This window comes from Vulcanisaeta moutnovskia 768-28 (assembly GCF_000190315.1).
Classification (GTDB): Archaea; Thermoproteota; Thermoprotei; order Thermoproteales; family Thermocladiaceae; genus Vulcanisaeta; species Vulcanisaeta moutnovskia.
Genome location: NC_015151.1, coordinates 1,233,296 through 1,258,420, shown reverse-complemented (window position 1 = coordinate 1,258,420; position 25,125 = coordinate 1,233,296). Strand labels below are relative to the sequence as shown.

Genomic DNA, 25,125 nt, shown 5'->3' with positions numbered 1-25,125 from the left:
ATTTCCGTAATTTACTTGGTGATTCGACAAACAAGTATTTAAGTACCTAGATTCTCTCTGGTTTAATGATCATTGATTTAGCCAGAATCATTATTAGATTTAAGGCTTATTGGGCGTTAATTAAAGGCCTTAGGGAGTTTATTGAGGATTATCCATTTGATGAGATTGCGATTAAGGCTATTAAGGGCCGTGATGCGGTTTATCCATTTGGTGAAGTCGCTACTTATGGTTCTGCCATACTTGGTTCCGGGGTTTATGACAGAAGGGGATTTCCACGTATTAAGACTCTAGACAATTCAATAATACTGTTGCCACCGGCATTCACACCAAGGAGACTTGAGAAGATGACTGAGTTACTTCGGGAGCCAACCTTCATGGATGTGAACCTCGAGGATTCATTAGGCGGCTTTAAGGTTTCCATGCCCATAGTTGTTGGTTCGATGGGATCAACAACAGTAGCCAGTAGGTTCAGCCTTGATATTGCTAGGGCAGCTGCTAAGGCAGGTATTGTGATGGGTATTGGGGAGAATGTGGCCGCCGTAAGGGGTTACTCAAGAAGATATACAAGAGGTCACCCAAGTTTTAAGGAGAGGTTGATGGCATACTTAACGAATGTTGATAAGTATGGTGGGGTCATAATTCAGCAAAATGTTGAGGATGCGTATGACGAACTCTGGAATAGGGTGTATAGTGATAAGGATGTTGAGCCCTACATTGAGGAGGGTTTGATTGGCTTTGAGATTAAGATGGGGCAGGGGGCAAAGCCTGGGCTTGGTGGTGTGATCAAGATTCCTAAGGAGGAGGCAATAAGACTCAAGGCTAAGTATCACTTTGAGATCGATCCTGAGAAGATTAGGGCTAAGTACATAACCAGGTACTCGGTGCCTGGAACGTACACGGAGGACATACTCAGGGGCATGATTAGGTTCATGAAGACGGCATACCCAAGGGCGAGGATTTGGATTAAGCTCGGTCCCTATAGGGATGTTGATAGGGCCATTAGCATAGCCCATGAAGAGGGTGCTCACGCCGTGGTTATTGATGGAAAGGAGGGTGGCACTGGTATGGCGCCTTCAGTGGCCATGAAGGACCTGGGCTACCCAACAATAGTGGCTCTTAAGAAGATACATGATGCCAGGAAGTTAGGAATAACTAATATATCCTTACTGCTCGCAGGTAGGCTCTATAATGGTTCACACGTGGTTAAGGCCATAGCCCTTGGTGCCAGCGGTGCCTACATGGCTAGGCCGTTCCTCATGGCGGCGATGGTTAAGGGCGAGAGAGGTGTTTTGAATTACATAGAGGCTGTTAAGGAGGAGATGCAGATGTTAATATCTGCGTTGGGTAAGTATGGCATTAAGGAGGTCAATACGGAGGACGTCGCAGCACTCGATAGGGATGTTGCAGAAATGCTTGGGATTTCCTATGTCTACTCATCCTCATTTTAATGGGTCTAGCTTAATAATGGGCCATTTTTAGTGTCCCTGTGAACCTGAGGGCGTTTGTTAAGCTTTCGAGGATCGAGCATGGAGTATTAACTAGCTTAATAGTTATTGCATCCTACGTAATAGCAGGTGGCAGGAACACTATCGCTATGGTGCTTCTTTTCCTATCATCATTACTTACTGAAATATTCCTCTTCACTACAAACGATATTTATAATATCGAGGAGGACAGAATTAACAGGCCGGATGCGCCTCTTGTGCGTGGTGAGGTATCCATTAAGGAGGCTTGGTTTTTATCATTATTATCATTAATCATAGCAATATTACTTAATGCGCTTGGTATAGTCATGAAGTACTTAATGACCTGGAGTATAGTAATACTACTCATGGCCATCATACTTGGTTTCTCCTACAATTATAGGCTGAAGAGGGTTATTATTGTAAATAATATTCTAGTGGCAACAACATCATCATTAACCTTCCTATATGGATTATACGCCACCTCCTCAATACCACCAACGCTAAACATCCCCTACCTATTATTTACCGTATCCTTCCTGGCCACAATAGGTAGAGAATTAGTTAAGGGTGCAATTGATGTTGCGGGTGATGTTAGAGCCAGTGTTAAGACTATAGCGAATGTTTACGGCATTAAATCAGCAGTAATACTTGCAGTGGTGTTTACGTTTATTGCGGTCTTTATATCTCCATTAATAGTGATTCAAGCCCTTCATGAATTCTATGGCTTAGTACTGTCCGTAGGCGTCCTAATGACGGATGCCATCCTCATATACATATGCATAATGCTACTGAGGAGTACTAATTACATGGATAGGTTTAGGTTTTGGTCTCTTGGGGCTATGGCTATCACGATAATAGCATACCTAGTGTTCGCATTACTATTGTTTGTTCATTAGATTCCAAGAACACTTCGAAGAATTGCTAAATAATTCACCTCCTTAAGCTTCATTTCCCTAAGTGATGGTATCTCAATGAGCATTGGTTTCCTCATTTTCATTCTCATCTTATCGAAATCCTCCCTAACCCTATCCACTAGATCGCTTGTTATTAGTAATGCACCAACACTCTCCTCAAGACTTAACTCCTTAATTATTGATATTACATTCTCATTTTCATTAACAACCCTACCCTCAAATCCAAGTAACCTAAAGGTATAGACCGTATGCTCATCACCAAGCACTACTGCACGCACGTTCTCAGACACTATAATGAATTTATAAAGTTAATTACATAATCACCATGGCTCCCTCTTAAGCCTGAGTAAATAAGCTATGGTGTTCGTGGCCAGGTGTATTGGTGGTGTTATTATCACCGCGATGACCACGTAAATCACCCTTAGGACACTTGATTGAATGAACCACAGGGCTAGTAATGCCGCCAGTAGGAAGTCAAGTTGGTCAAGTAGCGGCGCTGATGCTCCACGGGGCAGCCCAAGTCTCCTCTTAATGAATGCCCCAAGTAAGTCGCCCAGTAACGCCGCAATGCACATTACAAATACGGCCAATGGATTTGGGAGCTCTGAGGCAATGTTCACAGCCCTGGTTACTATGATGTACGTTAACTCTCCAATTACGAAACCAGCCAATAGACCCGTAATGAAACCCTCATACGTCTTCCCATCACCAAAAAGCCTTTTCCCATCAATGAAATTCCTACCGAGATCTATGGGCGTCCTACGCCTAAACACCTTACTGGCCACGACAGGCGTTGCATTGGCGACATATGGAGGCCAAATAATCAGTAACGTAATTATGAAGTCCCAAAGTAAGCTCACACGTAATCACTCGAGACTATGCCTCTTGATTAAGTGCGTTATCGCGGAGTTCTTCGTTATGAATTCCTGACCGCACACGAGGCAGTAGTAAACGTCCATTCCATTACGCCTAACCGAAACTATCAAGTGTTCCTTAATGTGCCTAAGGAATGTCCCCTCACCATTTAATTTCGCGCCGCAGATTTCACATGTTATTGTCTTACCACCAACCCTACCATGCTTACGCATGTGGGTAACGAAGGAATTTGCGTCAACCTCAGCACCGCACTTTGGGCACTTCAGCTTGGGCCTTGGTATGGCCTTGGTTATTGCGTCAACTACTTTATTGGCATCCTCACCCATGTAATCGCACAGTGGGCAGACAACCACCTTAGTTAATGCCTTAGCCGCAGTGCTCATAGTCGTGAGAACCCTAACCCTCTTACTTTTTAAGTTCTAACACCCAGCTAAGGTAATGAGTAGAGTCATAGGCTTGGCAATGCCCAGGTGGGACTTGGGTACCGTGGGTTACGTGGCGAGCTTACCAAGTGAAATTGATAATGCATACTCAGAATTATTTCTACGTTGTTATCCAACTACCGTGGATATGACTAGGGAAATGGATAGTAAGGTCTCCTGCATAGTCAATACAATTAAGAGGGGGTTACCCATAGTTAGTGTTGTATTTCTGCTTGATCCTTACGGTATCGCCAATGACATCGGTACTAAGTATGGTATTAGGAGGGGGCTCATCCTTAATAGTGTGTATTCGTGGTTTATTAATTACCTAAGGAATAACGGTCTCATTACTGACGTAGATGTGGTGGAGCTTGACCAGGAATTATCAGTATTAATGCTCAGTATTAAGGCTAGGGTTGGCGGTAATGCCAGTATGATAGCCGGTGTTATGGCTACGATAGTGATGAACCGGAGAATTAAAGTCGATGAATTACCCATAAGGATAATGGATATCCGAAATGACGCGATTAACCATGTTAGGAGTGTGTTCTCCATTCATTAATCAGTATTTCCAGCGCTCATTCACTGATCAGCCAAATGCCTCCTCATCACTGCGTATTAACCTACCCAATTACTTATACTTAAAGGCTTTTTGCGGTAGGTAGGGTGATTCTTAAATATAGCCTCATTAATGTATAGGCTATGGTAGGGGGTACACCGATTAGGGAGAGTGATATTAAGAACTACCCGCATGAGGAATGGACGAGACCATTCCAGTACAGTGTGACCGCTGGTACGGCTTACTCCAAATTCCTAGATGGCCTGAGGAATGGTAAGATATACGGTACGTACTGCAGCAAGTGTGGTCATGTGTTTGTACCACCTAAGATGTATTGCCCGTATTGTTTTAAGCCTGTGGATGGTTGGGTTGAGGCTAAGGATGAGGGTACGGTAATCACGGCGGTGGTTAGTTACATAAGCGCTACGAGGGAGCCGCTTAAGGAGCCTAGGGTTGTTGGTGTGATTAAGCTTGATGTGCCTGGCAAGGAGTTCAGTGAGCATAGGTTTCCCGGCATAATGCATTACCTATGTGTTGATCCCGATGATGTTAAATCAATGAAGGTATTTGGCATGAGGGTTAAGGCTCGGTGGAAACCTGCCAATCAAAGAACGGGGTCTGTACTGGATATTGAGTGCTTCGAGCCTGTGAGGTGAGAGGGTATGTCCTTCGAGAAGATAAACGTGAATACGGATATTAGGCATTGGCTCCACACCATTGAACAGGGATATAGGTACACGGCCGGTCCAATAGGCACTAAGTTCCTTGAGGGCATTAAAGCCGGTAAATTACTCGCTGGTAAATGCCCTGTGTGTGGTAGGTTGTTGATTCCGCCAAAGGCCTTTTGCCAGTACGATTTCGCCGAGATTAAGGACCTCGTTGAGATAGCGCCCGTGGGTGTTGTCAGGACTTATACGGTGGTTTATGAGGATTCGTATGGAAATAAGTTGGCTAAGCCGGTAATTATTGGTTTCATAGAGTTCCCAGGGGTTGTTGGTGGTCTTATCCATTACATAATTAATGCTGAGCCCAATAATGTTAGGGCCGGGCTTAAGGTTAGACCTGTTTTCAAGCCTGAGAGTGAGAGGAGGGGTTCAATAACCGATATTATTGGTTTTGAGCCTATTTAGGGTCTTTGAAATGCCAAAAACTTAAATAGGCATAGGGTTGTTGATTTTCCTTGAATGAGCCAAACGCAGAGAAGAATTCCTGTCTATAAGAAGATACTTCAGGATAAGGTTAAGGAGTGGATGATTAAGGAGTTCCTAAACTATAGGTTGGCTAAGCAGGGTTACGTGGATTCTGACGTATTGAAAACCCCACTTGGTACCAGGATAATTATTTATGCCGAGAGGCCGAATAGGATAATTGGTAGGAAGGGCGTTATCGTCAAGGAATTAACTGATTTACTCAGTAGGAAGCTTGATGTTGAAAACCCAATAATTGATGTAACACCAATACAAAGTCCAGAACTTAATCCCAAGATTATTGCGAATAGGATTGCGTGGGCAATGACTAAGGGCGTTAAGTTCAGGAGGGCTGGCATGATAGCCATTAGGCAGATAATGGATGGTGGCGCAAAGGGTGCTGAGGTGACAATCAGTGGTAAATTAACCAGTGAGAGGTCAAGGTTTGAGAAGTACGTATTTGGTGTCATTTATAAGAATGGTTTTGATTCAAGGACGAAGGTACAGAGATTCGTGGGTCAAGTACTCTTGAAGCCGGGTCTTTACGGCATTGAGGTTAGAATAACACCACCAATTAGATTCAGTGATGAGTTTCAAATAAAACCACCAAGTAGGGAGGTAGTTACTGAGGCACAGGCACAACAGGCAGAGGGTGGTGAGGGTGGCGAGCAGGCAGAAACTTAATGCTAAGACCATTAGGGGCATGAGACTTGAGGATAGGGCTAAATTACTCAATGACTTGAGGAGTGAGTTACTTAAGCTACAGACACAGAGGGAGCGAGGTACTCTGGATAATCCTGGTAGAGTTAGGGCTATCAGGAGGGCTATTGCCAGGATATTAACCATAATAAATGAAGAGACTAAGAAAGAAAATAAGGCAGGTAAATGAGTAAGCCGTTATTATTTAAGTTCATAGAAACTGTTAATTGTAGAAATAAGTCCTTAAATGGCGTCAGTGGCATGGTCATTGATGAAACGGCTAAGACAATTAAGGTTTTGACCTTAACTGGTTCCATTAAGGTTATTGTCAAGGAGGATTGCTGGTTCTATGTGAACATTAATAACTGTACGTATCTAGTTAATGGACGTAGGCTAATTCTTAAGGGAGGGAAAGGAAAATTTTTAAATTCGTAAAATAACCTTGCCTCGTGTCTGAGCAGGAACTTACCGAGCGATTGATTAGTGGTATTATTACCCGACTTGAGAATGAGATTAATGAGTGGAGTAACAATGTTAGGCTCAGGGCTGAGGCTGAGCTTCTTGATGGTGTTAAGGCAATCATTGATAAGTACTCAAGTACTCTTGAGAATATTGATAAGGAATTGAATATGGAGAGGGAGTATAGACTTTATGATGAGATGATGAAGGAGAAGAGGGAAAAATTGAGTATTCTTGAGAAGGCATATGAGGAGGTTGTTAGTAGGATTAAGGAAAGGATTAAGTCCATGAGAGGTACTGATGACTATAAGAAGTTCCTTAGGAATTCGATTCAATGGGCAGCGTCAATAATAGGTTCACAGGAATTAGTAATAACAGCAAGCAAGTCTGACAGGAGTGTTGTTAAGAGCTTGATATCGGAGCTAGGACTTAATGCGACCATAAACACAACAAGTGAGGACTTACTTGGCGTTATTGTCTCCTCCCAGGATGAGTCAGTGAGGATTGACGCAACACTGGATTCAAGGCTCAGGCTTATGGAACACCAAATAAAGACTTTACTAGCTCACTTGGCGTTGTCGGAGTAAGTCATTAATGATGTAGAATTAATTTTTTAAATATGTGAGGTTTTAGGCTAACGTGTCATCGAGTAAGGGTAAGATTGTTTATATCAGTGGGCCTGTTGTTAAGGCCGAATTACCTGGAGCATTGCTTTACGAGTTAGTCTTTGTTGGTGAGCTTGGTCTCTTTGGCGAGGTTGTTAGGATACAGGGTGATATGGCCTTCATACAGGTTTATGAGGAAACAACGGGATTAAGACCTGGCGAACCCGTTGTTAGGACAGGTGAACCACTTAGTGCATGGTTAGGTCCTGGCATACTTAATAGGGTTTATGACGGTGTTCAAAGGCCATTACCATTAATATTTGACCTAACGAAGAGACCCTTTGTTGCGAGGGGCATCAACTATGAGAAATCACCACCATTAGATTTCAATAAGAAGTGGAAGTGGATACCAACTGCCAAGGTTGGTGATGAGGTAGAGGTTGGTGATGTACTTGGTGTTGTCCCAGAGACGCCACTCGTTGAGCATAGAATACTCTATCCACCGATATATAGAACTGGCGGTGTTGTTAAGTACATAGCCCCTGAAGGTGAGTACACAATAGATGATGTGATTGCCGAGGTGGAGACCAAGGAGGGCACTGTGAAGGTCAAGATGTGGCATAAATGGCCTGTGAGAAGACCAAGACCATTCAGGGAGAAGTTGCCGCCAGTTGAACCATTAATAACGGGCATTAGAGTTATTGATACATTGTTCCCAGTAGCCATTGGTGGTGCAGCGGCAATACCAGGGCCATTCGGTAGTGGTAAGACAGTCACAATAAGGACCCTGGCAATGTATAGTGAGGCTAAGCTGGTCTTCCCAGTGCTTTGTGGTGAGCGTGGTAATGAGGCTGCGGATGCATTGCAGGGATTACTGAAGCTTGTTGATCCGAACACGGGTAGACCGTTGATGGAGAGGACAACGATTATTGTCAACACATCAAACATGCCTGTGGCGGCTAGGGAGGCTAGTATATACATGGGTGTTACCATTGCTGAGTACTTCAGGGATCAAGGTTATGACGCGTTCCTGATGGCTGACTCAACGAGTAGGTGGGCTGAGGCAATGAGGGAGGTTGCCCTGAGAATTGGTGAGATGCCTAGCGAGGAGGGATTCCCAGCGTACTTACCGACTAGATTGGCCGAGTTTTATGAGAGGTCTGGTAGGGTTGTGACTTTTGGTAAGGGTAATAGGTTGGGTTCGGTGACTATAGCGGCATCAGTATCGCCACCTGGTGGTGACTTCACGGAACCAGTAACAAGCCATACACTCAGGTTTGTAGGGGCGTTCTGGCCATTGGATGCTAAGCTTGCTTACTCAAGGCATTATCCAGCCATTAATTGGCTAATGGGCTTCAGTAGGTACGTCGACACAGTGGCCGAGTGGTACCAGAAGAATGTATCCCCTGACTGGAGGGAGCTTAGGGATGAGGCTGTTAGGATACTAACCAGGGAGGCTGAGCTTCAGGAGGTCGTTAGGATACTTGGCACTGAGGCACTTAGTGAGCAGGAGAAGCATCTATTAAATGCAGCATTCATAATTAGGGAGGGCTTCCTGAAACAGGATGCTTATCACCCAGTCGATGTTAGGTCTTTGCCACCCAAGCAGTATTGGTTATTGAGACTTATCATAACATTCTATAGGAAGGGACTTGAGGCAATAAGCCATGGAGTTCCAGCCTCAGCACTTAGAGAGTTGGATGCGGTTAAGAGACTGCCTAGGCTTAGGATGGAGGTTAAGAATGAGGAGTATAAGAAGCTAGTTGATTATGAGCAGGAATTGGTAAATGCAATAGGGAATTTAGTTAAGCAATACGAATTACAGAAAGCAACGGTTACCGCATAATTATTCGACTAATTAATACAGTCTAAATACTAATAATAATGTTCACTAATGATCTTATTAATTGATAACTTTCATTTCCACATAGAATAACCATGAACTTATCACATGATATATTGCTTAACTTCCGTAACTCGTTAGCAGCCTCCTGTGACAGCTCATCCAAGTAATTATTAAGTTTGAGTATTAGGAATCGATTTTGCGGGCATATGAATTTAATAAATAATACTGCATCTGACCCATTCCTTATTGCTATATCCCTTAGCCTAACAACCTCGTTCTCATTAATACTACGACTTATTACCGACGCATAGCACTTCTTACAATTGCACCTAAATACTTGGGAGAATTGATTAACCTCCCTTACCTCATCAATACTGAAGTCACGTAATAATTTACCAAGTAATTCTTCACCTTTACTCGTTAATTCAGCGCCACCCTTCATTACCCTAATTGCCCCCCAATTCTTAAGTTCATTCAGTACGCGCCTCACGACGCCCTCCCCCATACCAGAAACAGAGCTCAGTGAGTACCTACCCATTCTTCCATACTTCTTAAGCATTAGGAGCACTGTTAATTCCTCAGCACTCATTCGAAGTAAATCTATATTCTAAAGTAAAATAACTTTTCCTTACCAAGTTATACTTATTAATCCTTATGATAATTGTGCCTGGTGACCATTATCTGCCCAGTAAGGGCATGTACACCAATTCAAGGGAGTTACCAATAATAGTTTACAACACCGTGTCAAAGAACCTTGAGAGAATAACCCTACTACGACCTGGCCTAGCTAGGATCTACGTATGTGGTTTAACACCATATGACTCTATGCATGTTGGTCATGCAAGAACATTCGTATTCTACGACATACTTAGGAGGTACCTGGAGTACCTCGGTGTTGAGGTTAGGTTTGTGACTAATTTCACGGACATTGACGATAAGATAATTAACAAGGCTAAGCAGGAATTCGGGAGCGACTTAATTAATAGGTGGTATGAGGTACCGAGCAGGTATATTAAGGAGTTCTTTGATGCCATAGACAAACTATACGTGAAGAGGGCATATGCCTACCCAAAGGTTACTGAGAATATAAGTGATATGTTAAAGTGGATCCAGGAATTAGTAGGTAAGGATCTTGCCTATGTGAGTCCTGATGGCTCCGTATACTTCGACATAACTAAGGTGCCGAGGTATGGTGAATTCTCGGGGCAAAAAATTGAGGATTTAATCGCGGGCGCCAGGGTTGAGCCCGAACCAGGTAAGAAGAATCCACTAGATTTTGCGCTCTGGAAGTCATGGAGTGAAGGTGAGCCTTGGTGGAATAGCCCATGGAGTCCAGGTAGGCCCGGTTGGCATCTTGAGTGCGTGGTCATGTCCAGTAAGTACCTTGGCGTACCCTTTGATATACACGGTGGTGGGCAGGACCTAATATTCCCTCATCATGAGAATGAGATTGCCATTGCCAGGGTCTACTTTGGCATTGATTACTTTGCCAAGTATTGGATTCATGTTGGTCTGGTAACCATTAAGGGCCAGAAAATGAGTAAGTCGCTTGGTAACATAATACCAATAATGGATGTGCTCAAGAAGTACGATGGAGAAGTGCTCAGGCTGTATTACTCAATGGCTCAGTATAGGAAGCCAATGGATTTCGACCCAGATGCCCTAGACCAGGTTAGGAATTCATTAATGAGTATATACGCGGCATACGACATGCTGACCGAAGTCATAAATGAAGCTCCTGATACGGGTGACGAGGATAATAAATTACTAAGTAGGGTTAATGATTTTGTTAACTCCTTTGAGGAATCGTTAAATAATGACATAAATACGAGCGGAGCGGTTGCAGCACTCATGGACTTTGCTAGGTATATAACATCCACAGTGATTTACAATACTCAGCACTTCTCAAGGACGGCATTAATGAATGCCCTAACGGCATTTACTGATTTAGCGAATATACTAGGCATATTGAACAGGACTAGGTTACCTCCATCCATCATTTCACTTATAGAGGCCTTAATTAGGGTTAGGGCTCAGTTAAGGGCTAGGAAAATGTTTGACTTAGCTGATGAGATTAGGAATGAGCTCGGAAGACTTGGTGTTGTAATTAGTGATGTTGGGGGAAAGACGTATTGGTATATTGATAGGGATAGGTTATATCAATAGGTTAAGTAATACTTATTATTCTTCAATTTGATATTACACATAATGAGGACAGTATTCCTGAGTAATGGTGTATTGGCCGTATTGTATGATGAAAACTACTACATAAGGGATATTTACTATCCATTACTTGGTCAGCATCATCATCATTCCTTCAGTGGTATGTTTAAGATTGGTGTTTGGCACGATGGTAGGTTCACGTGGCTAGAGAACATTAGTAATAAGGAGATTAGGTTCAATGGTTCTAAGGCAGAGCTTCATGCCCAATGGGATGGACTTGACATTTACATGGAAGATACTGTATTAATACCACAACCTGTGCTCATTAAGCATGTTGCGATAAAAGGCCCTGGATTCATTAGGGTAATATTTTACCATGACTTTAGGTTGAATGGTTATGAGGCAGGGGATACGGCATTCTACGATCCCTCACTTGATGCGGTTTTTCATTATAAGGCTACAACATGGTTCGGGGTAGCATCAACAAACCCAATATATGAGTACACCATAGGTAGGAGGGATCTTAATGTTGTTTTACCTGATTGTGAAGATGGCATTTTAAGTAAGAACCCAATAGCTCAAGGCTCTGTGGCATCCGCAATATCCATAGCAAGCCCCGAGTTTTACTACTTCGTTATTGCCGGTGATAATTATGAGAAGGTTATGAGGTTGATAATTGAGCTTAGGGATGAGGATAATATACGAACATACTTCCGTAGGTCGATTAATTACTGGAGCAATGTTGCGTCTGAGTATGGTGATGATGAATTAGCTGCGCAAAGCATTGTTGTATTACTTGGACATGTTGGTATTAATGGTTCAATTCCTGCTTCCCTGGACACATCAATAATAAAGTTCAACCTGGACACGTACGGCTACCTATGGCCTAGGGACGCGGCGTTTGCTGCCATGGCCCTTGACATGGCTGGTTACTATACATTCACGAAAAGGCTCTACTCATTAATGTTTAGGTTATTTGGTGGCGAGGGCTTCCTATTCCAGAAGTATAATCCAAGTGGTACCTGGGGCTCGACGTGGCATCCATGGACCGTCAGGAGTAGGAAGTCGCTTAATATTCAGGAGGATGAGACGGCCACTGTGATCTACGCCTTCTGGCACTATTTCCAGAGGACTAGGGATTATGACCTACTTAGGGAGGTTTATGATGTAATAACTAGGGCTGCTAACTTCATGGTTAATTTTAGGGATGAAAAATTGAAATTACCCCTAGAATCCTTTGACCTATGGGAGGAGAGACTTGGCGTGCATACGTATACCGTTGCATCCGTATATGCTGGCTTACTTGCTGCGAGTAATTTGGCCAAGATGCTTGGTGAGTATGAAAGTGCCAGTAAGTGGGAGGAGGCTGCCATGGAGATTCGAGAGGCAATTAGGAACTACCTATTTGATAAGGATAGGGGTGTCTTCTATAGGTCTGTCAGGGTTGATAACGGTAAGGTAATTGAGGTCGATAAAACGGTAGACGCAAGTATCATGGGTATTTTTCTCTTTAATGCATTTGATGTTTATGAGCCAATGCTCGAGAGTAGTGTTAAGGTTATTATGGATAGGCTTTGGGTAAGGCACATAGGCGGCATTGCTCGTTATGAGGGTGATTACTACCAAAGGGTTCCCGGTGATTACAGTGGTATTCCTGGTAATCCATGGATAATAACGACCCTGTGGGTTACCCAGTACTACATGGTTAAGGGTGATTGTTATAAGGCCAGGGACTTAATATCATGGGTTAATAAGGTGAGGACACCCACGAACCTACTACCTGAACAGGTAGATCCGTTTAAGGGATTACCAACGTCAGTAACGCCTTTAGTTTGGAGTCATGCTGAATACTTAAGGACTTACATAATGAGGAAGAAACAATGTGTTTAGAGTCCCCAATATATTTCGTACAGTCTCATCCAATAACCACTCACTAGCCTATTCTTGCCTAAGATCTCTGTTATGGGTATATTGACTATATCACCGTTCCTATAGGCAACCATTTTACTGAAATCACCATTTTCAATTAAACTGTGGGTCTCCGTGGCGAATCTAACGGCTAATACCCTATCAAATGCCGTTGGAGCTACACCCCTAATTATATGCCCCGGAACCACGGCTCTAGTTTCAAGGCCAGTAACTTTCTCAATATATTGAGCTAATTCATTACCAACGCCACCAAGCCTCGAATGCCCGAACTCATCCCTAGGTCCACCGTACTCCTTAATACCCTCAGAAACAACAACCAAGGCCCACCCCCTATCCCTATACACCTCCTTAACCCTATTAGCCACGACATCCCAGTTAACAGGTCTCTCGGGTATGAGGACGAAATCAGCCATCGTAGCCAATCCAGTGAATAGGGCTATCCAGCCAGCTTCCCTGCCCATGACCTCAACAATACCAATCCTCTCATGAGAGATCAACGTAGTCTTAAAGGACTCCGTTACTCTGATGGCCTCATTAACCGCAGTATCAAAGCCAATAGTATAGTCAGTACCATATACGTCATTATCAATAGTCTTTGGAATACCAACGACATTAGCCAAACCCCTCGCCTGGGTCTGCGCAGCGGCGCTCAGGGTATCGTCACCACCAATGGCCACAATAACATCCAAACCAAGCTCCTTAAGATTCCTGGCAAAGGTCTCAACCCTAGCCTCATCCTTAAATGGATTTGTTCTCGATGTCCTAATGAATGTACCACCTGTGAATGCGAAGTCTATTAGGTCCTTAGACGTGACCCTCCTAACCTCCTTATCCAGTATTCCCCTCCAGCCATGGAATATTGCATAAACCTCATGCTTCCTCTCCAATAATTTAGTCAGTGTATATACGGCTATGTTAAGCCCTGGAGCATCACCTCCACCAGTAAGTATGCCAATTCTCACTTGACCTCACCCAATACCTCAACTACCTTCTTACCACCATAAACTATTTCTGAAAGCACCCTAGTGAATTTTAGGGCATCCCTTCTCTGCCACACGTTCCTACCAACGGCAATACCAATGGCGCCAGCCTCAATAACACCCTCAACCTGCCTTAGGAACTCCTCCTCAGTCTTCGTCTTTGGTCCACCAGACATTAATACGGGAACCTTACCAGCTACTTTCACAGCCCAGGAGAATGTCTTCGGATCACCAGTATACTTTATTTTCATGGCATCCGCACCAAGTTCGAGAGCCACCCTAGCCGCATAGGCAACGATCTCCGGTGCCGTTTCATTAGTTACCTTACCACCCCTTGGATAAGACCAAACAATAAGTGGCAAATCGAACTTAACTGCTTCCCTCTTTATCCTAGCCAATTCCTCAAACATCTTCCATTCATAACCACTACCTGGATATATTGTGTAGCCCACGGCAGATGCACCTAGGCTAACCGCCTCCTCAACGGTGCAGTTAGCCACTGATATTGGCTCACCATTGTATAGGCTTGTCTTACCATTCAACTTAACAATAAGTGGCACACTACCATCATAGTACTTCTCCGCAATACCCCTCTGGAAAACAATACCGTCAAAACCAGCCTCACGTGCTAATTTAATTATGTACCCTGGATCAACCGCATCAGGGTTGTCCATGAAGTCGGTTGGGCCGTGCTCAATACCGTGGTCATAAGCCAGTATTATTGACCTACCTCTCCTTGCGAAAATCCTTAGGAACTTCTCAACTAATGCAGTCATTAATTACTTCCTGAATAAACCCATATTTAATATATGGATGTTAGAAATGTGTTGCCGGGTATAATTATTATTACTCTAATGACTTTCCCAAGTGCTATTACCTTTCATTATTAATTGTAATTCCATAGATGTCCTGGATTTGCCTAAGTATGTCATTAACCATGAACCTAAGTATTTCGGAACCAACCTCAGGCTTTACGAGATCCCTACTTAACGAACCAACAACACCCGTTCTACTAACATCGATTGTCCTAACAATATTAATATTACCACTAACATCAACATTAATAATCCTATCCCACCTAACCAAGTCCCTATTTATCGCCGCTATCAAGGATGTTTCAACGGCATCTGCATGCCCAAAGGATGGGAAATACCTCGTTATAAAATCAATGACCCGCCTATTATACGCATAATAATGATAAATCCTCGGATTCCTCCTCGAGTAATTCCATTCCTTAACAACGATATTTAACGCATCAACATTACCACCATGTCCATTAACAAACACAACGCCAACCGGGTCCCACGCAGAAACCCCCTCAATAAAATCAAGGATATAGTGAATTAAGTTTTCAAAACGAACCCACGTAGTACCCGTAAATCCCACGTGCTCCATTGAGGAACCAACAGCAATCACAGGATAAAGCAACACCCTACTCGGCAACCTACGCTCGACTTCCTCAGCAACGTAGTTTGCAATGATCGAGTCAGTACCCAAGGGTAAGTGCGGACCATGCTGCTCCACAGAACCAATAGGCACAATAATCAATGAATCCTTAGGTACATCATCACGAGTTATCTCCAGAATTCTCACATAATAACATTAACTACGTGTTTATTAAAAACTATGTTTAGGTTGAAACATAACCATAGATAAATATGGACATGAAAATAAAAGAAAGAGTTGACCTGGTGCGGCCGCCGGGATTCGAACTTACCCCGCACGCCCAATCGGACGCACGGCCGGGTTCTGCGGCTCGGCAGGCCGCCATCCTAGACCAGGCTAGACTACGGCCGCCGCGCGGAATGATAATTTTGAGAGAATTTTAAGTTTTTTGTATCGGTCTTAGGTCCTGTTCTTCGATTTTGAAGGATTTCATGGTCGTTAGGGCACTGTCTATTTTTCTTAGTAGGTTTTCCTTGTTTATCCAGGGTATTTCATTGCTTGTGATTAACTCTCTTGCCCTGATTATTAATCTCCTGAATGCCTCTGGGTTGTTTTCCTGGATTTTCACGAAAGCTGCAGCTAATATTATTAATCCTCGTATGCCCTCGTCCTTACTCCTATGCCAAATCCTCTCAAGAGCTTCATGGGCTTCCCAAAACCGTTCTTCATTAAATAATCTGACGTACGTCATTGCGGCATTTTCCTCATTGAGTACTTTATCTTCATTCTCTTTATTTATACTTATTAATTCTCTAATGATAAAACCAAGTGACTTTATTTTTTCTATGGTCATGTCATTTATGTACAGATCTATTTCAATATGATCACTTGCAATTCTTACATTTATTATCTTAAGCCCTACTTGTCGTAACTCATTCATTAATTCCTGCCTATTAGCTGGTGTGAGTCCAGGATTGTTAACGACGATTAAGGTCCTATTGCCCTGCATTAGATATGTAATTTTATGCTGTTATTATATTCTTTAATTCAGGGCATATTAATCTCTCCTCCTTATTGAAGATCTTCATCTTATCAGGCTTAATAAGTAAGTGGGCTTCTCTTCCTGGTTCAATCGGTTCATCCGACACTACTATAATGTTTACACTCTCGTCGGATATTGGGGATACTACTATCCTGAAGACGCCTAGGGTATAACTTGAAACTTTAACCCTTATTTTACCAACATTAACAAATCCATGTATGTCCTGCTGCTCTATGAGTATTTTCATTTCATCTGGCCTTAGTCCAATTATGACTTCGTTATCATTAATTAATCCTTTAACTAGCGGTATTCTTAAATTAGCTATAAGTGCCGTGTCCTCGACCACCTTAGCAGAGAGCAGATTTATATCGCCACTAAGTGCTGCTATTAATGTCGTAGCTGGCGTATTATAAATATCGGTTGGGCTTCCTATTTGAGCAAATTTTCCATTTATTATTACACCAGCCGCATCAGCTATTGAGAATATGTCTGCAGGATCATGAGACACTATTATTGTTGTCAACTTACGTTCCCTCTGTATCCTCCTTACCAAGGCCCTTGCACTATCCCTTAATGCCGCATCTAAATTACTAAATGGTTCATCTAGTAGTAAAATCTTAGGGTTTTTCACTAACGCCCTTGCCAGTGCCGTTCTCTGCATTTGCCCGCCTGATAATTCCTTTGGGTAATGGTTAAGGACTCGTGTGAGTTCAAGTTCCTCAGCGATCTCCCTAACCCTCTTATCTATCTCGTGTTTGCTCATTTTAGCCATTTTTAACGGGAACGCTATATTATCGTAAACAGTCATGTTGGGATATAATGCCCAATTCTGAAAGACCATGGCTATATTCCTCCTCTCCGGTTCAATAACGATTCTACCTGGCTCTGACATAAGTTCATCATTAAAGTAAACATAACCATCAGTGGGTATTTCAAGGCCTGCTATTAGCCTTAATAGTGTTGTTTTTCCATGGCCACTTGGTCCAAGAATTCCAAAGGCTATTCCATCACTTATTTTATATGTTATATGATCTACGGCCTTAATTATATTCTTCCCTTTCCTGAAATACTTAGTTAATTCTTCCATTCTGACTGTAACCATAACTGACTTCTAATGCCTTGTACTTTGCTTTAAGTTTTTTGTGGGTAAAAATGTTTTAATGATTTTTATGAGTAAAATGCTGCATGGTCATATACCCTTGGCACCACCACCGAGTGCAGCTAGACCCCTTATGAAATATCTGCCTAGGAAGGCGAATATAATGAGTGGCACTAATGATGTTATTACACCAGCCGCAAATGATCTATTATAAAGTATTGCATAACCCCCAACGTATTGCCTAGCGGCTACTGGTAGCATGTAGAGGCTTGGTTTTGTGGCTATTATTAATGGCGTAAAGAAATCCTGCCAAACCATGAGGAATACAAATATTAATGTCGATAGGAATCCTGGCAAGACCAGTGGAAATATTACATGCCAGAATATGGACCAATCACGTGCACCATCAAGCCTAGCACTCTCTACTAGGTAATTAGGTACAACAGGTAGGAATATTGACATTAATAGTGCTGACATTGGTAGGTAGAATATGAAGTATGCAAAGGCAAGACCCCAATAGGTTTGGTAGATCCCTAGTGATGAAGTTAATTCAATTAAGGGCACGGTTAATGTCTGGGCAGGTAAGTATGTGGCTAGCGAAATTATTGAAAAACCTACATTACTAATCCATGGTCTCCTCTCCATTTGCATATAGAAGAAGTAAGCACCCATACTACCTAAAATTACTGAGGCTAGTGTAACAGGAATTGTAATTAGTAATTGGCGTATCATGGGAAATTCAAGGCCAACTAATGTACCGAAACCAAACCAATCAAAGTAATAGGCCTCCGTCGAGAATTGCCTAGGTAGTAATAGGATTGGAGCAGATGCAGCTTCCATGTTTGATTTGAAGCCACCAACAATCATGGCGTATAACGGAAATAACCATAAAATAACAAACATAACTGCAATCAACTGAAGTATTGCATACTTAATGACCCTAGTAATGTATTTATTATTCATGCTTATTCACCTCCTGAAGACCCACCTCTTAAGTCCAAGTAATGCATATGGTATAATCACAATAGCGGCTATCACAGCCACAAGGGTAGCCAACGCAGCTGCAACTGAGAAATACTCAGAATAGGCAAACAGGTAATAGATGTATGTTACTAGTGTCATTAATGTTGGGCTTGTTGCTGATCCGCTCATTATAAATGGTATGTCAAATATCCTAAATGAGAATAGAAATAATAATGCTGTGGTTATTATAAACCCATTCATTGAGTTTGGTAATAATACCCTAAATAGTAAGTTCATGCTAGATGCGCCGTCCAATCTAGCAGCCTCTATTATTGACCTATCTACACTTAGAAATGAAGCCAGGTAAAAGAGTACGGCTAAGCCCGTATATGCCCATACTTCAACTAACACCAGGGCTAATTGCGTATTTAATGGTGTTGCGAACCAAGGTATAGATGGCAAGTAGAGTTTTGATAGTAACCAATCTATACCAATCTGTGGATTAAATAGCCATAACCAAACTAGTGCAGTTGCTGTTGGTGGTATTGCTATTGGGTAGATGAATATTGATAGATATATGGCTCGTTGAGTATTATTAGGCAGGAAATAAAGTAAGGCGGCAAGTAATAAGCCAAGTATATTACCAATTGCTACGAGACCAACTGTGAAGAGTATTGTGTGCTCTATTGATGCATAAAAGAAATTCTGTGTAAATAGGTAGAGGTATGATAATAGGCCTGTGAATTTTGGGAATGGATTGAATAATGACCAATTCTCGAGTGATATTACGAAGTTCCATATTAATAGGAATACAATGATTCCTCCGAAGAATAGTGTAGGTATTGCCATTATCAGTGATTGCCTTACCATCAAAATAAAAATTGTTTTATGCTTTTAAGTTTAATGGTTGAGGTTGTGTTATTAGCTGCTTGTTTGCCACCAGGGTGTGTATGGTTGGTAGTGGTATGTTGTTGGGTTGACCCATGGTGGTAGGTAGTTGGCGAATGGGTGTCCTGGGTAGCCCATGTAGCCCAGCCCAAGCTTAACAGCAGCCATCCACTCATTATACGTCTCCTGCTCAGCAGAGGCTAAGAAACTATTAAACGTTGGTATATAACTAGCACCTACTTGCTGGAGATTCGAAACATAAGTATTTAAATTGCTAAATACATCATCAAATAAACCACCATCACTAGGAGCAATTGTGAACTGATTAGGTGGTGTTGATATTAATTGCTCGTAGTCAAACCACTGGGCTGGTGTTGGGTAGAAATCAGTACCATTGCTCCAAATTATTACACCCTTGCCACTTGAGGTCCAGATCTCCATACCTATGTATGAATCCCAAAACTCTGCCAGTTTGATGGCGGCGCTCTCATAAGGATTCTCATAAGCAGGTACGGCTACCGAATCTATAACTAATACGTAAATGCCCTGAGTTCCTGGAAATGGTTCCTCCATTAGTGTTATGTTTGTCCAGCTTGTATATGGTGATGTTGCTGGGTAGGTTATTGTGTGGTACCAGATGTATGCATATTCAGTTATCCAGTTACCGTTCACTTGGAATGCTGCCTTGCCCTGTATTATGTAGGCTAGGCCTGATGACCATGTCATTGTTTGCCATCCAGGGCAGTCATACTGAGTGAATAGTAGGAAGTATTGATCTGTTTTGTTTATTAGGCTTGCTATTGATGGGTCGTTGAGGTTTAGTGTGCCGTATAGGAGTTCATTCATTAATTGGGCGGCCTGGGCAGGCCCGTATTTCTCACCAGCAAGGCCGAGGAATACGTACTCCCAAAGGTTAAGCTGATCCCAACCACCATCACCACCGGGGATGATCCAAATACAAGTCATACCATGAGAAGCAAGATACAGAGTCTCATTAGCAAGCTGCTCAACAGTAGTCGGAATAGGCAAACCATACTGCCTCAAAACCTGAGGATTGAAGTAAAGCATACCGCCCCTGTGAATATTAGTTGGTAGTGCAAACATCGTTCCATTAAACATGCCCGCAAGTACAGCCTCAGTCACGCCCTTGCTTAATAACCCAGTTTGTGCAGCAATTGACGTGAAGTTTACGAAGTCCGCTGGCCCGTGAGGCATTATCTCAACGTAAGACAAAACCTCAGGTGCGAAGTGCGCCTGGAAACTAGCTGGCGGTTTACCTGCCTCCAACATACCTAATATTACGTACTTAGCATTTGTACCACCAGCACCAGGTACTGAGTAATACTCAACGGAATAACCTGGGTAATACTTCGAGAAATTGCCGGCAACCCATGCCAAACCCTGTGGATCTTCAGGACCCCACCATGTTAAGAATTCAACAGTAGTTGGTGAGGGTGCTGTTGGTGGTTTATGGCTTATTGTTGAATAATACCATGCAGCTACAGCGCCGATTATAACTACGATCACCACGATGGCTACGATCGCTATTAATGCAGTTCGTGAAATACCCACATTAGACGGACCATTCATCAGGAAAAAATTCTATATTTCTCTCTAATAAATTTTATGGGTTATAATAGTATACCCAATTTATATTGCTAAATAGATAATTCATATTACTTGGTATTAATATTATGATAATTTTTCATAGAAATACATACAAAAGCATAGAATTCCTCAAAGAATTAAGTAAGTAGTATTGATAAAAATAATGATTTATACTGACCTTAGTATAATTAGCTTAACGTATGAAGAAATAATGTTAACTATGTTTGATATAGTACTTATATTTTATGCCTTTTATCATTACCTGATGTCATTAGAAACAATCGTGGAGAGACAGGCCTTAGTGCTTAATTCAAGCGATAATGTAGCAATAGCACTTAGGGATTTGAAAGCTGGTGAGGAGGTTGTGGTTAGGATTGGTGATTCCGGCTTAAGGGTGAAGTTTCTTAATGATATACCCTTTGGTCATAAGTTCGCCATTAAGGATATACCTAAGTGTGATTATGTAATCAAGTATGGTCACGTGATAGGTAGGGCTAAGAGGGATATCAAGGTTGGTGAACATGTGCATGTTCATAATGTGGAGAGCTTGACAGTCGTGCATAGTGTTTGCAGGGGGTGATGAATCATGAGTAGACCCACAATACTTGGTTACGTTAGACCTGACGGTAGGGTTGGCATTAGGAATCACTTGCTCGTTATGTCTACGGTGATTTGCTCAAGCTTTGTTACACGAAGGATTGCGGATCAAGTAAAGGGCGCTGTGGCTATCGAGAATCCGTTTGGTTGTGGCCAATTAGAGCCCGATCTAGAAGTTACCAAGAGGACCCTGATTAATACTGCTAAGAATCCCAATGTAGGCGGCGTATTAGTTGTTGGCCTTGGTTGTGAACAGATTCAGGCTGATGACTTAGCTAAGGAGATCGAAAGGACAGGCAAGCCTGTGGAGAGGGTTGTTGTTCAGGAGGAGGATGGTGGAACGCCAGCGGCTATTGAAAAAGGAGTTAGGCTTCTCAGGAGGATGGCTGAGGAGGTATTAACCCAAAGGTCTGAGGAGGTTGACATATCGAACCTAACAATGGGCGTTGAATGCGGTGGTTCAGATGCTACCTCAGGCCTTGCATCAAACCCTGTGGTTGGTTATGCATCGGACAAGCTAATTGATCTTGGTGGGACCGTGATATTGTCAGAGGCTCCAGAGATGATTGGTGCAGAGGAGATACTGGCCAATAGGGCTGTTTCTAGGGAGGTTGGTGATAAAATAATTAGAATGGTGAGGAAGTGGGTTGACCTTGCTGCATCATATAACGTGGACCTCGTCGGTACACAGCCAGCTCCCGGAAATATTGCCGGCGGGATCTCAACTATCGAAGAAAAATCCCTGGGTGCGATAATTAAGGGAGGCTCAAGGCCTGTGCAGGGTGTTGTTGATTACGCAGAGGTGGTGAAGGGTAAGGGTCTTTGGTTAATGGATACACCGGGCTATGATGTAATGTCAGTGGTTGGTATGGTAGCTGGTGGTGCAACACTTGTAGTATTCACCACAGGTCGTGGAACACCAACAGGAAATCCAATAGCACCAGTCATAAAAGTCACAGCAAACCCATATACGGCTAAGAAAATGCGTGAGAACATGGATTTTGATGCAAGCACGGTAACGCTTGGTCAAGAAGCCATTGAGCAGGCAGGTGAGAGATTATTCAAGCTAATAATTGATGTGGCTAGAGGCAAACCAACAAGAGCTGAGTTACTTGGCTTCAATGAATTCGTGATACACAAGATAATACCATCGTTCTAAATTCTCTAACTGGTTTAAATAATTATTCAGTTCTCAATTTCAAGACCCAACGCCTATAACCCAGTGGATATGAGTAAGTACGTAGATGTTGAGAGATATTTGATTCTGGTGCTATTCTATTCCGCTACATAATCATAGTTTCTCAACTCAATAGGTATAAATACCGTGATTTTTGGTGGAGAAATTTGAAAGGCCTTAAATCTATCCATCATTAATGCCGGCTAATTCGTAGTAGAGCTTCAATAGTGCTTGGGTGCCTTTTTCGCCGAGTCCCTTGGCGACTAGGGCATTGTATAGCTGTAGTGTTAATGCAGTGCCAGGTAATGGAACATTTAGTTTATTGGTAGTCTCAATTGCGTACTTCAAATCCTTCTTAAGATGCGCAGCCCTAAAGCCAGGTTCGAAATCCCCCTTCATCATCTTAGGCATGTAGTACTGAACCGTGAAGGAGTTCGCAGCACCCGTGGATAGTACCGTGAATAACTTCTCCATGTCTATACCAGCCTTCTTAGCCAAAGCCATGGCCTCCGCCACGGCAAGCATGTCAATACCAACAACTATTTGATTAAGGAGCTTAAGCATCTGCCCATTACCAACATCCCCAGCATAAATTATTGTCTTACCCATAGCCTCAAATACAGGCTTAACCCTCTCAAAGACCTCCCGCTTACCACCAACCATTATAGTCAATGTGCCCTGCCTAGCCCCAACATCACCACCAGTCACCGGTGCGTCCAGAAATTCAATCCCATATTCAGCCAATTTCCCCGCGAAGTACTTAGCGTAGTCAGGGGAGTTCGTACTCATGTCAATCACTACCAACCCAGGATGAGCCCCATGGACAACACCATCCTTACCAAACAGCACCTCCTCAACATCAGGCGCATCAGTAACCATTTCAATAACAACATCAGATTTCTCAGCAACCTCCCTAGGCGAATTCGCAACAGGTATTCCCAATTTAGCAAAGGGTTCCGTCTTCGACCTCGTCCTATTATAAACGATCAATGGAAATCCGGCCTTATGAATATTCATCGCCATAGCACTACCCATAATACCTAAGCCGATCAGCCCAACTTTGGTTTTGTCCATACTACTTAAATTATGGGTAAGCCTGTTAAATATCTTGCTTATAACTGGTTTAATGAGGATTTAATTATAAAGGCGCATTAATCAATACGTACTGTGAGGCTTGTTAGGGTTGAGGATGCTGTTGGGCAGATTCTTGGTTATGACACGACATATGTCGGTAGGGATGGAGCAGCTTTATTACTGCCTAAGGGCCACGTGATTACTAATGACGACGTTGAAAGACTTAAAGACTCGGGGGTTTACTTCGTTTGGATTGAGGGTAATGAAGAGAGCAGTAACTTGATGTATGAGTGGGAGATCGCTGAGGTAGTGGCTAATGCATTGGCTGGTGAGAATACATACGTAAAACCAGCGAGACAAGGTTCGGCCTGGATACTATCAAGCATTAATGGGGTCTTAAAAATAAATGTAGATAGACTTCGGGAATTTAACCTAAATGGTAATGTGTTCTTAATTACGAAAACAAGCATGACTGGCGTTGTTAAGGACGAGCTTATTGGTATTGTTGACGTTGTCCCGCTGGGTATGAGGAGAGAGGATGTTAATGAATTACTCAAGTATAGGGACTTGATCAGTGTTGTTCCATTTAGTAGGAGGAGGATTGGCATTGTCATAACAGGTACGGAAATATACCAAGGCAGGAAGAAGGACCTTTACCACCCAGTGATAAAGGCAAAGGCTGATAGATATGGATGGGAAATTGTTTATAGTACGGTTATTCCTGACGATGAGGAGAAAATAATAACGGCAATAAGGGAGGCAATAAACAACGGTGCAGAGACAGTAGTAGTTACTGGAGGTATGTCCGTAGACCCAACAGACAAGACACCAATAGCAATTAGGAACCTGGGAGCTAAGGTCATAGCCTATGGAATACCCATCAAACCAACAACAATGACAATGATAGCCCTACTCAATGGGACACCAATACTCGCAATATCAGCGGGAGGAATATACTACAGCGATTACAATGCTATCGACGTTTTCCTACCAAGACTCATGGCGGATTTAATACCCAGCAGAGAGGAGATAGCGGCAATGGGTCATGGAGGAATATTAGTGAGTTATAAGTTTGAACGAAGGACTTAGTGAAGTTTATTAGAAATTTGTATTTCGATTTATTTTCTAATTTGAACATTATTTTCAAGTCTATATATTTATATTAACGATAAATTCATATAGGTAA

The 25,125-nt window shown here is 42.6% G+C and carries 28 protein-coding genes and 1 tRNA gene; 15 read left to right on the top strand and 14 right to left on the bottom strand.

All coding sequences use genetic code 11. The features are described 5' to 3' along the window. The first annotated feature begins 65 nt into the window (after positions 1–65). Both VMUT_RS06625 and VMUT_RS06620 read left to right on the top strand, forming a co-directional pair. Positions 66–1,448 (top strand): glutamate synthase-related protein, encoded by a 1,383-nt coding sequence (locus tag VMUT_RS06625; protein WP_013604647.1) that lies wholly within the window; start codon positions 66–68, stop codon positions 1,446–1,448. Between the two features lie 38 nt (positions 1,449–1,486). Continuing rightward, the gene (locus tag VMUT_RS06620) at positions 1,487–2,362 is read left to right on the top strand and encodes a geranylgeranylglycerol-phosphate geranylgeranyltransferase (RefSeq protein WP_013604646.1); all 876 of its coding nucleotides are present in this window, start codon (positions 1,487–1,489) and stop codon (positions 2,360–2,362) included. Here the strand turns inward: VMUT_RS06620 and VMUT_RS06615 are convergent. The 3 genes from VMUT_RS06615 to VMUT_RS06605 are packed head-to-tail and all read right to left on the bottom strand — an operon-like array spanning position 2,359 to position 3,639. Then, positions 2,359–2,658, bottom strand: a complete 300-nt coding sequence (locus VMUT_RS06615; RefSeq protein WP_048056922.1) for a V-type ATP synthase subunit F — start codon at positions 2,656–2,658, stop codon at positions 2,359–2,361. The genes VMUT_RS06620 and VMUT_RS06615 overlap by 4 nt on opposite strands. 42 nt (positions 2,659–2,700) lie before the next feature. Further along, the gene (locus tag VMUT_RS06610) at positions 2,701–3,240 is read right to left on the bottom strand and encodes a CDP-2,3-bis-(O-geranylgeranyl)-sn-glycerol synthase (RefSeq protein ID WP_013604644.1); all 540 of its coding nucleotides are present in this window, start codon (positions 3,238–3,240) and stop codon (positions 2,701–2,703) included. Positions 3,241–3,246: 6 nt separating this feature from the next. Further along, positions 3,247–3,639: a hypothetical protein gene (locus tag VMUT_RS06605; RefSeq protein ID WP_013604643.1), complete on the bottom strand. Its 393-nt coding sequence runs from the start codon at positions 3,637–3,639 to the stop codon at positions 3,247–3,249. A gap of 55 nt (positions 3,640–3,694) precedes the next feature. Here VMUT_RS06605 and VMUT_RS06600 point away from each other — a divergent pair, with 55 nt between their 5' ends. From VMUT_RS06600 to VMUT_RS06565, 8 genes are all read left to right on the top strand, one after another. Next, positions 3,695–4,240 carry a hypothetical protein gene (locus VMUT_RS06600; RefSeq protein ID WP_013604642.1) on the top strand — a complete coding sequence of 182 codons (546 nt, stop codon included), beginning with the start codon at positions 3,695–3,697 and terminating at the stop codon, positions 4,238–4,240. Positions 4,241–4,380: 140 nt separating this feature from the next. Further along, positions 4,381–4,893 carry a Zn-ribbon domain-containing OB-fold protein gene (locus VMUT_RS06595; protein ID WP_013604641.1) on the top strand — a complete coding sequence of 171 codons (513 nt, stop codon included), beginning with the start codon at positions 4,381–4,383 and terminating at the stop codon, positions 4,891–4,893. Between the two features lie 6 nt (positions 4,894–4,899). Beyond that, positions 4,900–5,367 carry a Zn-ribbon domain-containing OB-fold protein gene (locus VMUT_RS06590; protein ID WP_013604640.1) on the top strand — a complete coding sequence of 156 codons (468 nt, stop codon included), beginning with the start codon at positions 4,900–4,902 and terminating at the stop codon, positions 5,365–5,367. Between the two features lie 54 nt (positions 5,368–5,421). Then, positions 5,422–6,108, top strand: coding sequence for a 30S ribosomal protein S3 (locus VMUT_RS06585; RefSeq protein ID WP_013604639.1), 687 nt, complete (start codon positions 5,422–5,424; stop codon positions 6,106–6,108). Continuing rightward, positions 6,086–6,313 carry a 50S ribosomal protein L29 gene (rpmC, locus tag VMUT_RS06580; RefSeq protein ID WP_048057230.1) on the top strand — a complete coding sequence of 76 codons (228 nt, stop codon included), beginning with the start codon at positions 6,086–6,088 and terminating at the stop codon, positions 6,311–6,313. Before VMUT_RS06585 ends, rpmC begins: the two co-directional genes overlap by 23 nt. Beyond that, positions 6,310–6,558 (top strand): ribonuclease P protein subunit, encoded by a 249-nt coding sequence (locus VMUT_RS06575; protein ID WP_013604637.1) that lies wholly within the window; start codon positions 6,310–6,312, stop codon positions 6,556–6,558. Before rpmC ends, VMUT_RS06575 begins: the two co-directional genes overlap by 4 nt. A gap of 14 nt (positions 6,559–6,572) precedes the next feature. Next, positions 6,573–7,169 (top strand): V-type ATP synthase subunit E, encoded by a 597-nt coding sequence (locus VMUT_RS06570; RefSeq protein ID WP_013604636.1) that lies wholly within the window; start codon positions 6,573–6,575, stop codon positions 7,167–7,169. Positions 7,170–7,221: 52 nt separating this feature from the next. Next, positions 7,222–9,033: a V-type ATP synthase subunit A gene (locus VMUT_RS06565; protein ID WP_013604635.1), complete on the top strand. Its 1,812-nt coding sequence runs from the start codon at positions 7,222–7,224 to the stop codon at positions 9,031–9,033. A gap of 22 nt (positions 9,034–9,055) precedes the next feature. Here the strand turns inward: VMUT_RS06565 and VMUT_RS06560 are convergent, their stop codons facing one another. Continuing rightward, positions 9,056–9,622, bottom strand: a complete 567-nt coding sequence (locus tag VMUT_RS06560) for a hypothetical protein (protein WP_013604634.1) — start codon at positions 9,620–9,622, stop codon at positions 9,056–9,058. Positions 9,623–9,756: 134 nt separating this feature from the next. Between VMUT_RS06560 and cysS the strand changes: the two genes are divergently transcribed. Both cysS and VMUT_RS06550 read left to right on the top strand, forming a co-directional pair. After that, the gene (gene cysS, locus VMUT_RS06555) at positions 9,757–11,199 is read left to right on the top strand and encodes a cysteine--tRNA ligase (protein ID WP_444851930.1); all 1,443 of its coding nucleotides are present in this window, start codon (positions 9,757–9,759) and stop codon (positions 11,197–11,199) included. Positions 11,200–11,241: 42 nt separating this feature from the next. Continuing rightward, on the top strand, positions 11,242–13,086 hold the full coding sequence (locus tag VMUT_RS06550) for a glycoside hydrolase family 15 protein (protein WP_013604632.1): 1,845 nt from the start codon (positions 11,242–11,244) through the stop codon (positions 13,084–13,086). Here VMUT_RS06550 and VMUT_RS06545 read toward each other — a convergent pair. From VMUT_RS06545 to glcS, 9 genes are all read right to left on the bottom strand, one after another. Further along, on the bottom strand, positions 13,083–14,087 hold the full coding sequence (locus tag VMUT_RS06545; RefSeq protein WP_013604631.1) for an ATP-dependent 6-phosphofructokinase: 1,005 nt from the start codon (positions 14,085–14,087) through the stop codon (positions 13,083–13,085). The genes VMUT_RS06550 and VMUT_RS06545 overlap by 4 nt on opposite strands. Next, entirely contained in the window at positions 14,084–14,881 is a 798-nt protein-coding gene (locus VMUT_RS06540; RefSeq protein WP_013604630.1) for a class I fructose-bisphosphate aldolase, read from the bottom strand. The genes VMUT_RS06545 and VMUT_RS06540 overlap by 4 nt, the downstream gene beginning before the upstream one ends. Before the next feature lie 97 nt (positions 14,882–14,978). Then, the gene (locus tag VMUT_RS06535) at positions 14,979–15,698 is read right to left on the bottom strand and encodes a creatininase family protein (protein WP_013604629.1); all 720 of its coding nucleotides are present in this window, start codon (positions 15,696–15,698) and stop codon (positions 14,979–14,981) included. A 96-nt stretch (positions 15,699–15,794) separates the two neighbouring features. Then, a tRNA-Gly gene (locus tag VMUT_RS06530) sits at positions 15,795–15,902 on the bottom strand. A gap of 28 nt (positions 15,903–15,930) precedes the next feature. Continuing rightward, on the bottom strand, positions 15,931–16,500 hold the full coding sequence (locus VMUT_RS06525; RefSeq protein WP_013604628.1) for a DUF309 domain-containing protein: 570 nt from the start codon (positions 16,498–16,500) through the stop codon (positions 15,931–15,933). Between the two features lie 13 nt (positions 16,501–16,513). Beyond that, positions 16,514–17,635: a glucose ABC transporter ATP-binding protein GlcV gene (glcV, locus tag VMUT_RS06520; protein ID WP_048056921.1), complete on the bottom strand. Its 1,122-nt coding sequence runs from the start codon at positions 17,633–17,635 to the stop codon at positions 16,514–16,516. Positions 17,636–17,722: 87 nt separating this feature from the next. Then, positions 17,723–18,595, bottom strand: a complete 873-nt coding sequence (gene glcU / locus VMUT_RS06515) for a glucose ABC transporter permease GlcU (RefSeq protein ID WP_013604626.1) — start codon at positions 18,593–18,595, stop codon at positions 17,723–17,725. Positions 18,596–18,601: 6 nt separating this feature from the next. Then, the gene (glcT, locus tag VMUT_RS06510) at positions 18,602–19,465 is read right to left on the bottom strand and encodes a glucose ABC transporter permease GlcT (protein WP_013604625.1); all 864 of its coding nucleotides are present in this window, start codon (positions 19,463–19,465) and stop codon (positions 18,602–18,604) included. Between the two features lie 51 nt (positions 19,466–19,516). Continuing rightward, positions 19,517–21,073, bottom strand: a complete 1,557-nt coding sequence (gene glcS / locus VMUT_RS06505) for a glucose ABC transporter substrate-binding protein GlcS (RefSeq protein WP_013604624.1) — start codon at positions 21,071–21,073, stop codon at positions 19,517–19,519. Between the two features lie 283 nt (positions 21,074–21,356). Here glcS and VMUT_RS06500 point away from each other — a divergent pair, with 283 nt between their 5' ends. Then, complete coding sequence (locus tag VMUT_RS06500) at positions 21,357–21,671, top strand: UxaA family hydrolase (RefSeq protein WP_202795169.1); 315 nt, start codon at positions 21,357–21,359, stop codon at positions 21,669–21,671. 6 nt (positions 21,672–21,677) lie between these two features. After that, the gene (locus VMUT_RS06495; protein WP_013604622.1) at positions 21,678–22,847 is read left to right on the top strand and encodes a UxaA family hydrolase; all 1,170 of its coding nucleotides are present in this window, start codon (positions 21,678–21,680) and stop codon (positions 22,845–22,847) included. Between the two features lie 201 nt (positions 22,848–23,048). On the opposite strand, the gene VMUT_RS06490 is transcribed toward VMUT_RS06495, so the two are convergent. Next, positions 23,049–23,939: an NAD(P)-dependent oxidoreductase gene (locus VMUT_RS06490; RefSeq protein WP_048056920.1), complete on the bottom strand. Its 891-nt coding sequence runs from the start codon at positions 23,937–23,939 to the stop codon at positions 23,049–23,051. A 93-nt stretch (positions 23,940–24,032) separates the two neighbouring features. On the opposite strand from VMUT_RS06490, the gene VMUT_RS06485 reads away from it, so the two are divergent. Continuing rightward, on the top strand, positions 24,033–25,028 hold the full coding sequence (locus tag VMUT_RS06485) for a molybdopterin-binding protein (RefSeq protein WP_013604620.1): 996 nt from the start codon (positions 24,033–24,035) through the stop codon (positions 25,026–25,028). Positions 25,029–25,125 lie beyond the last annotated feature (97 nt).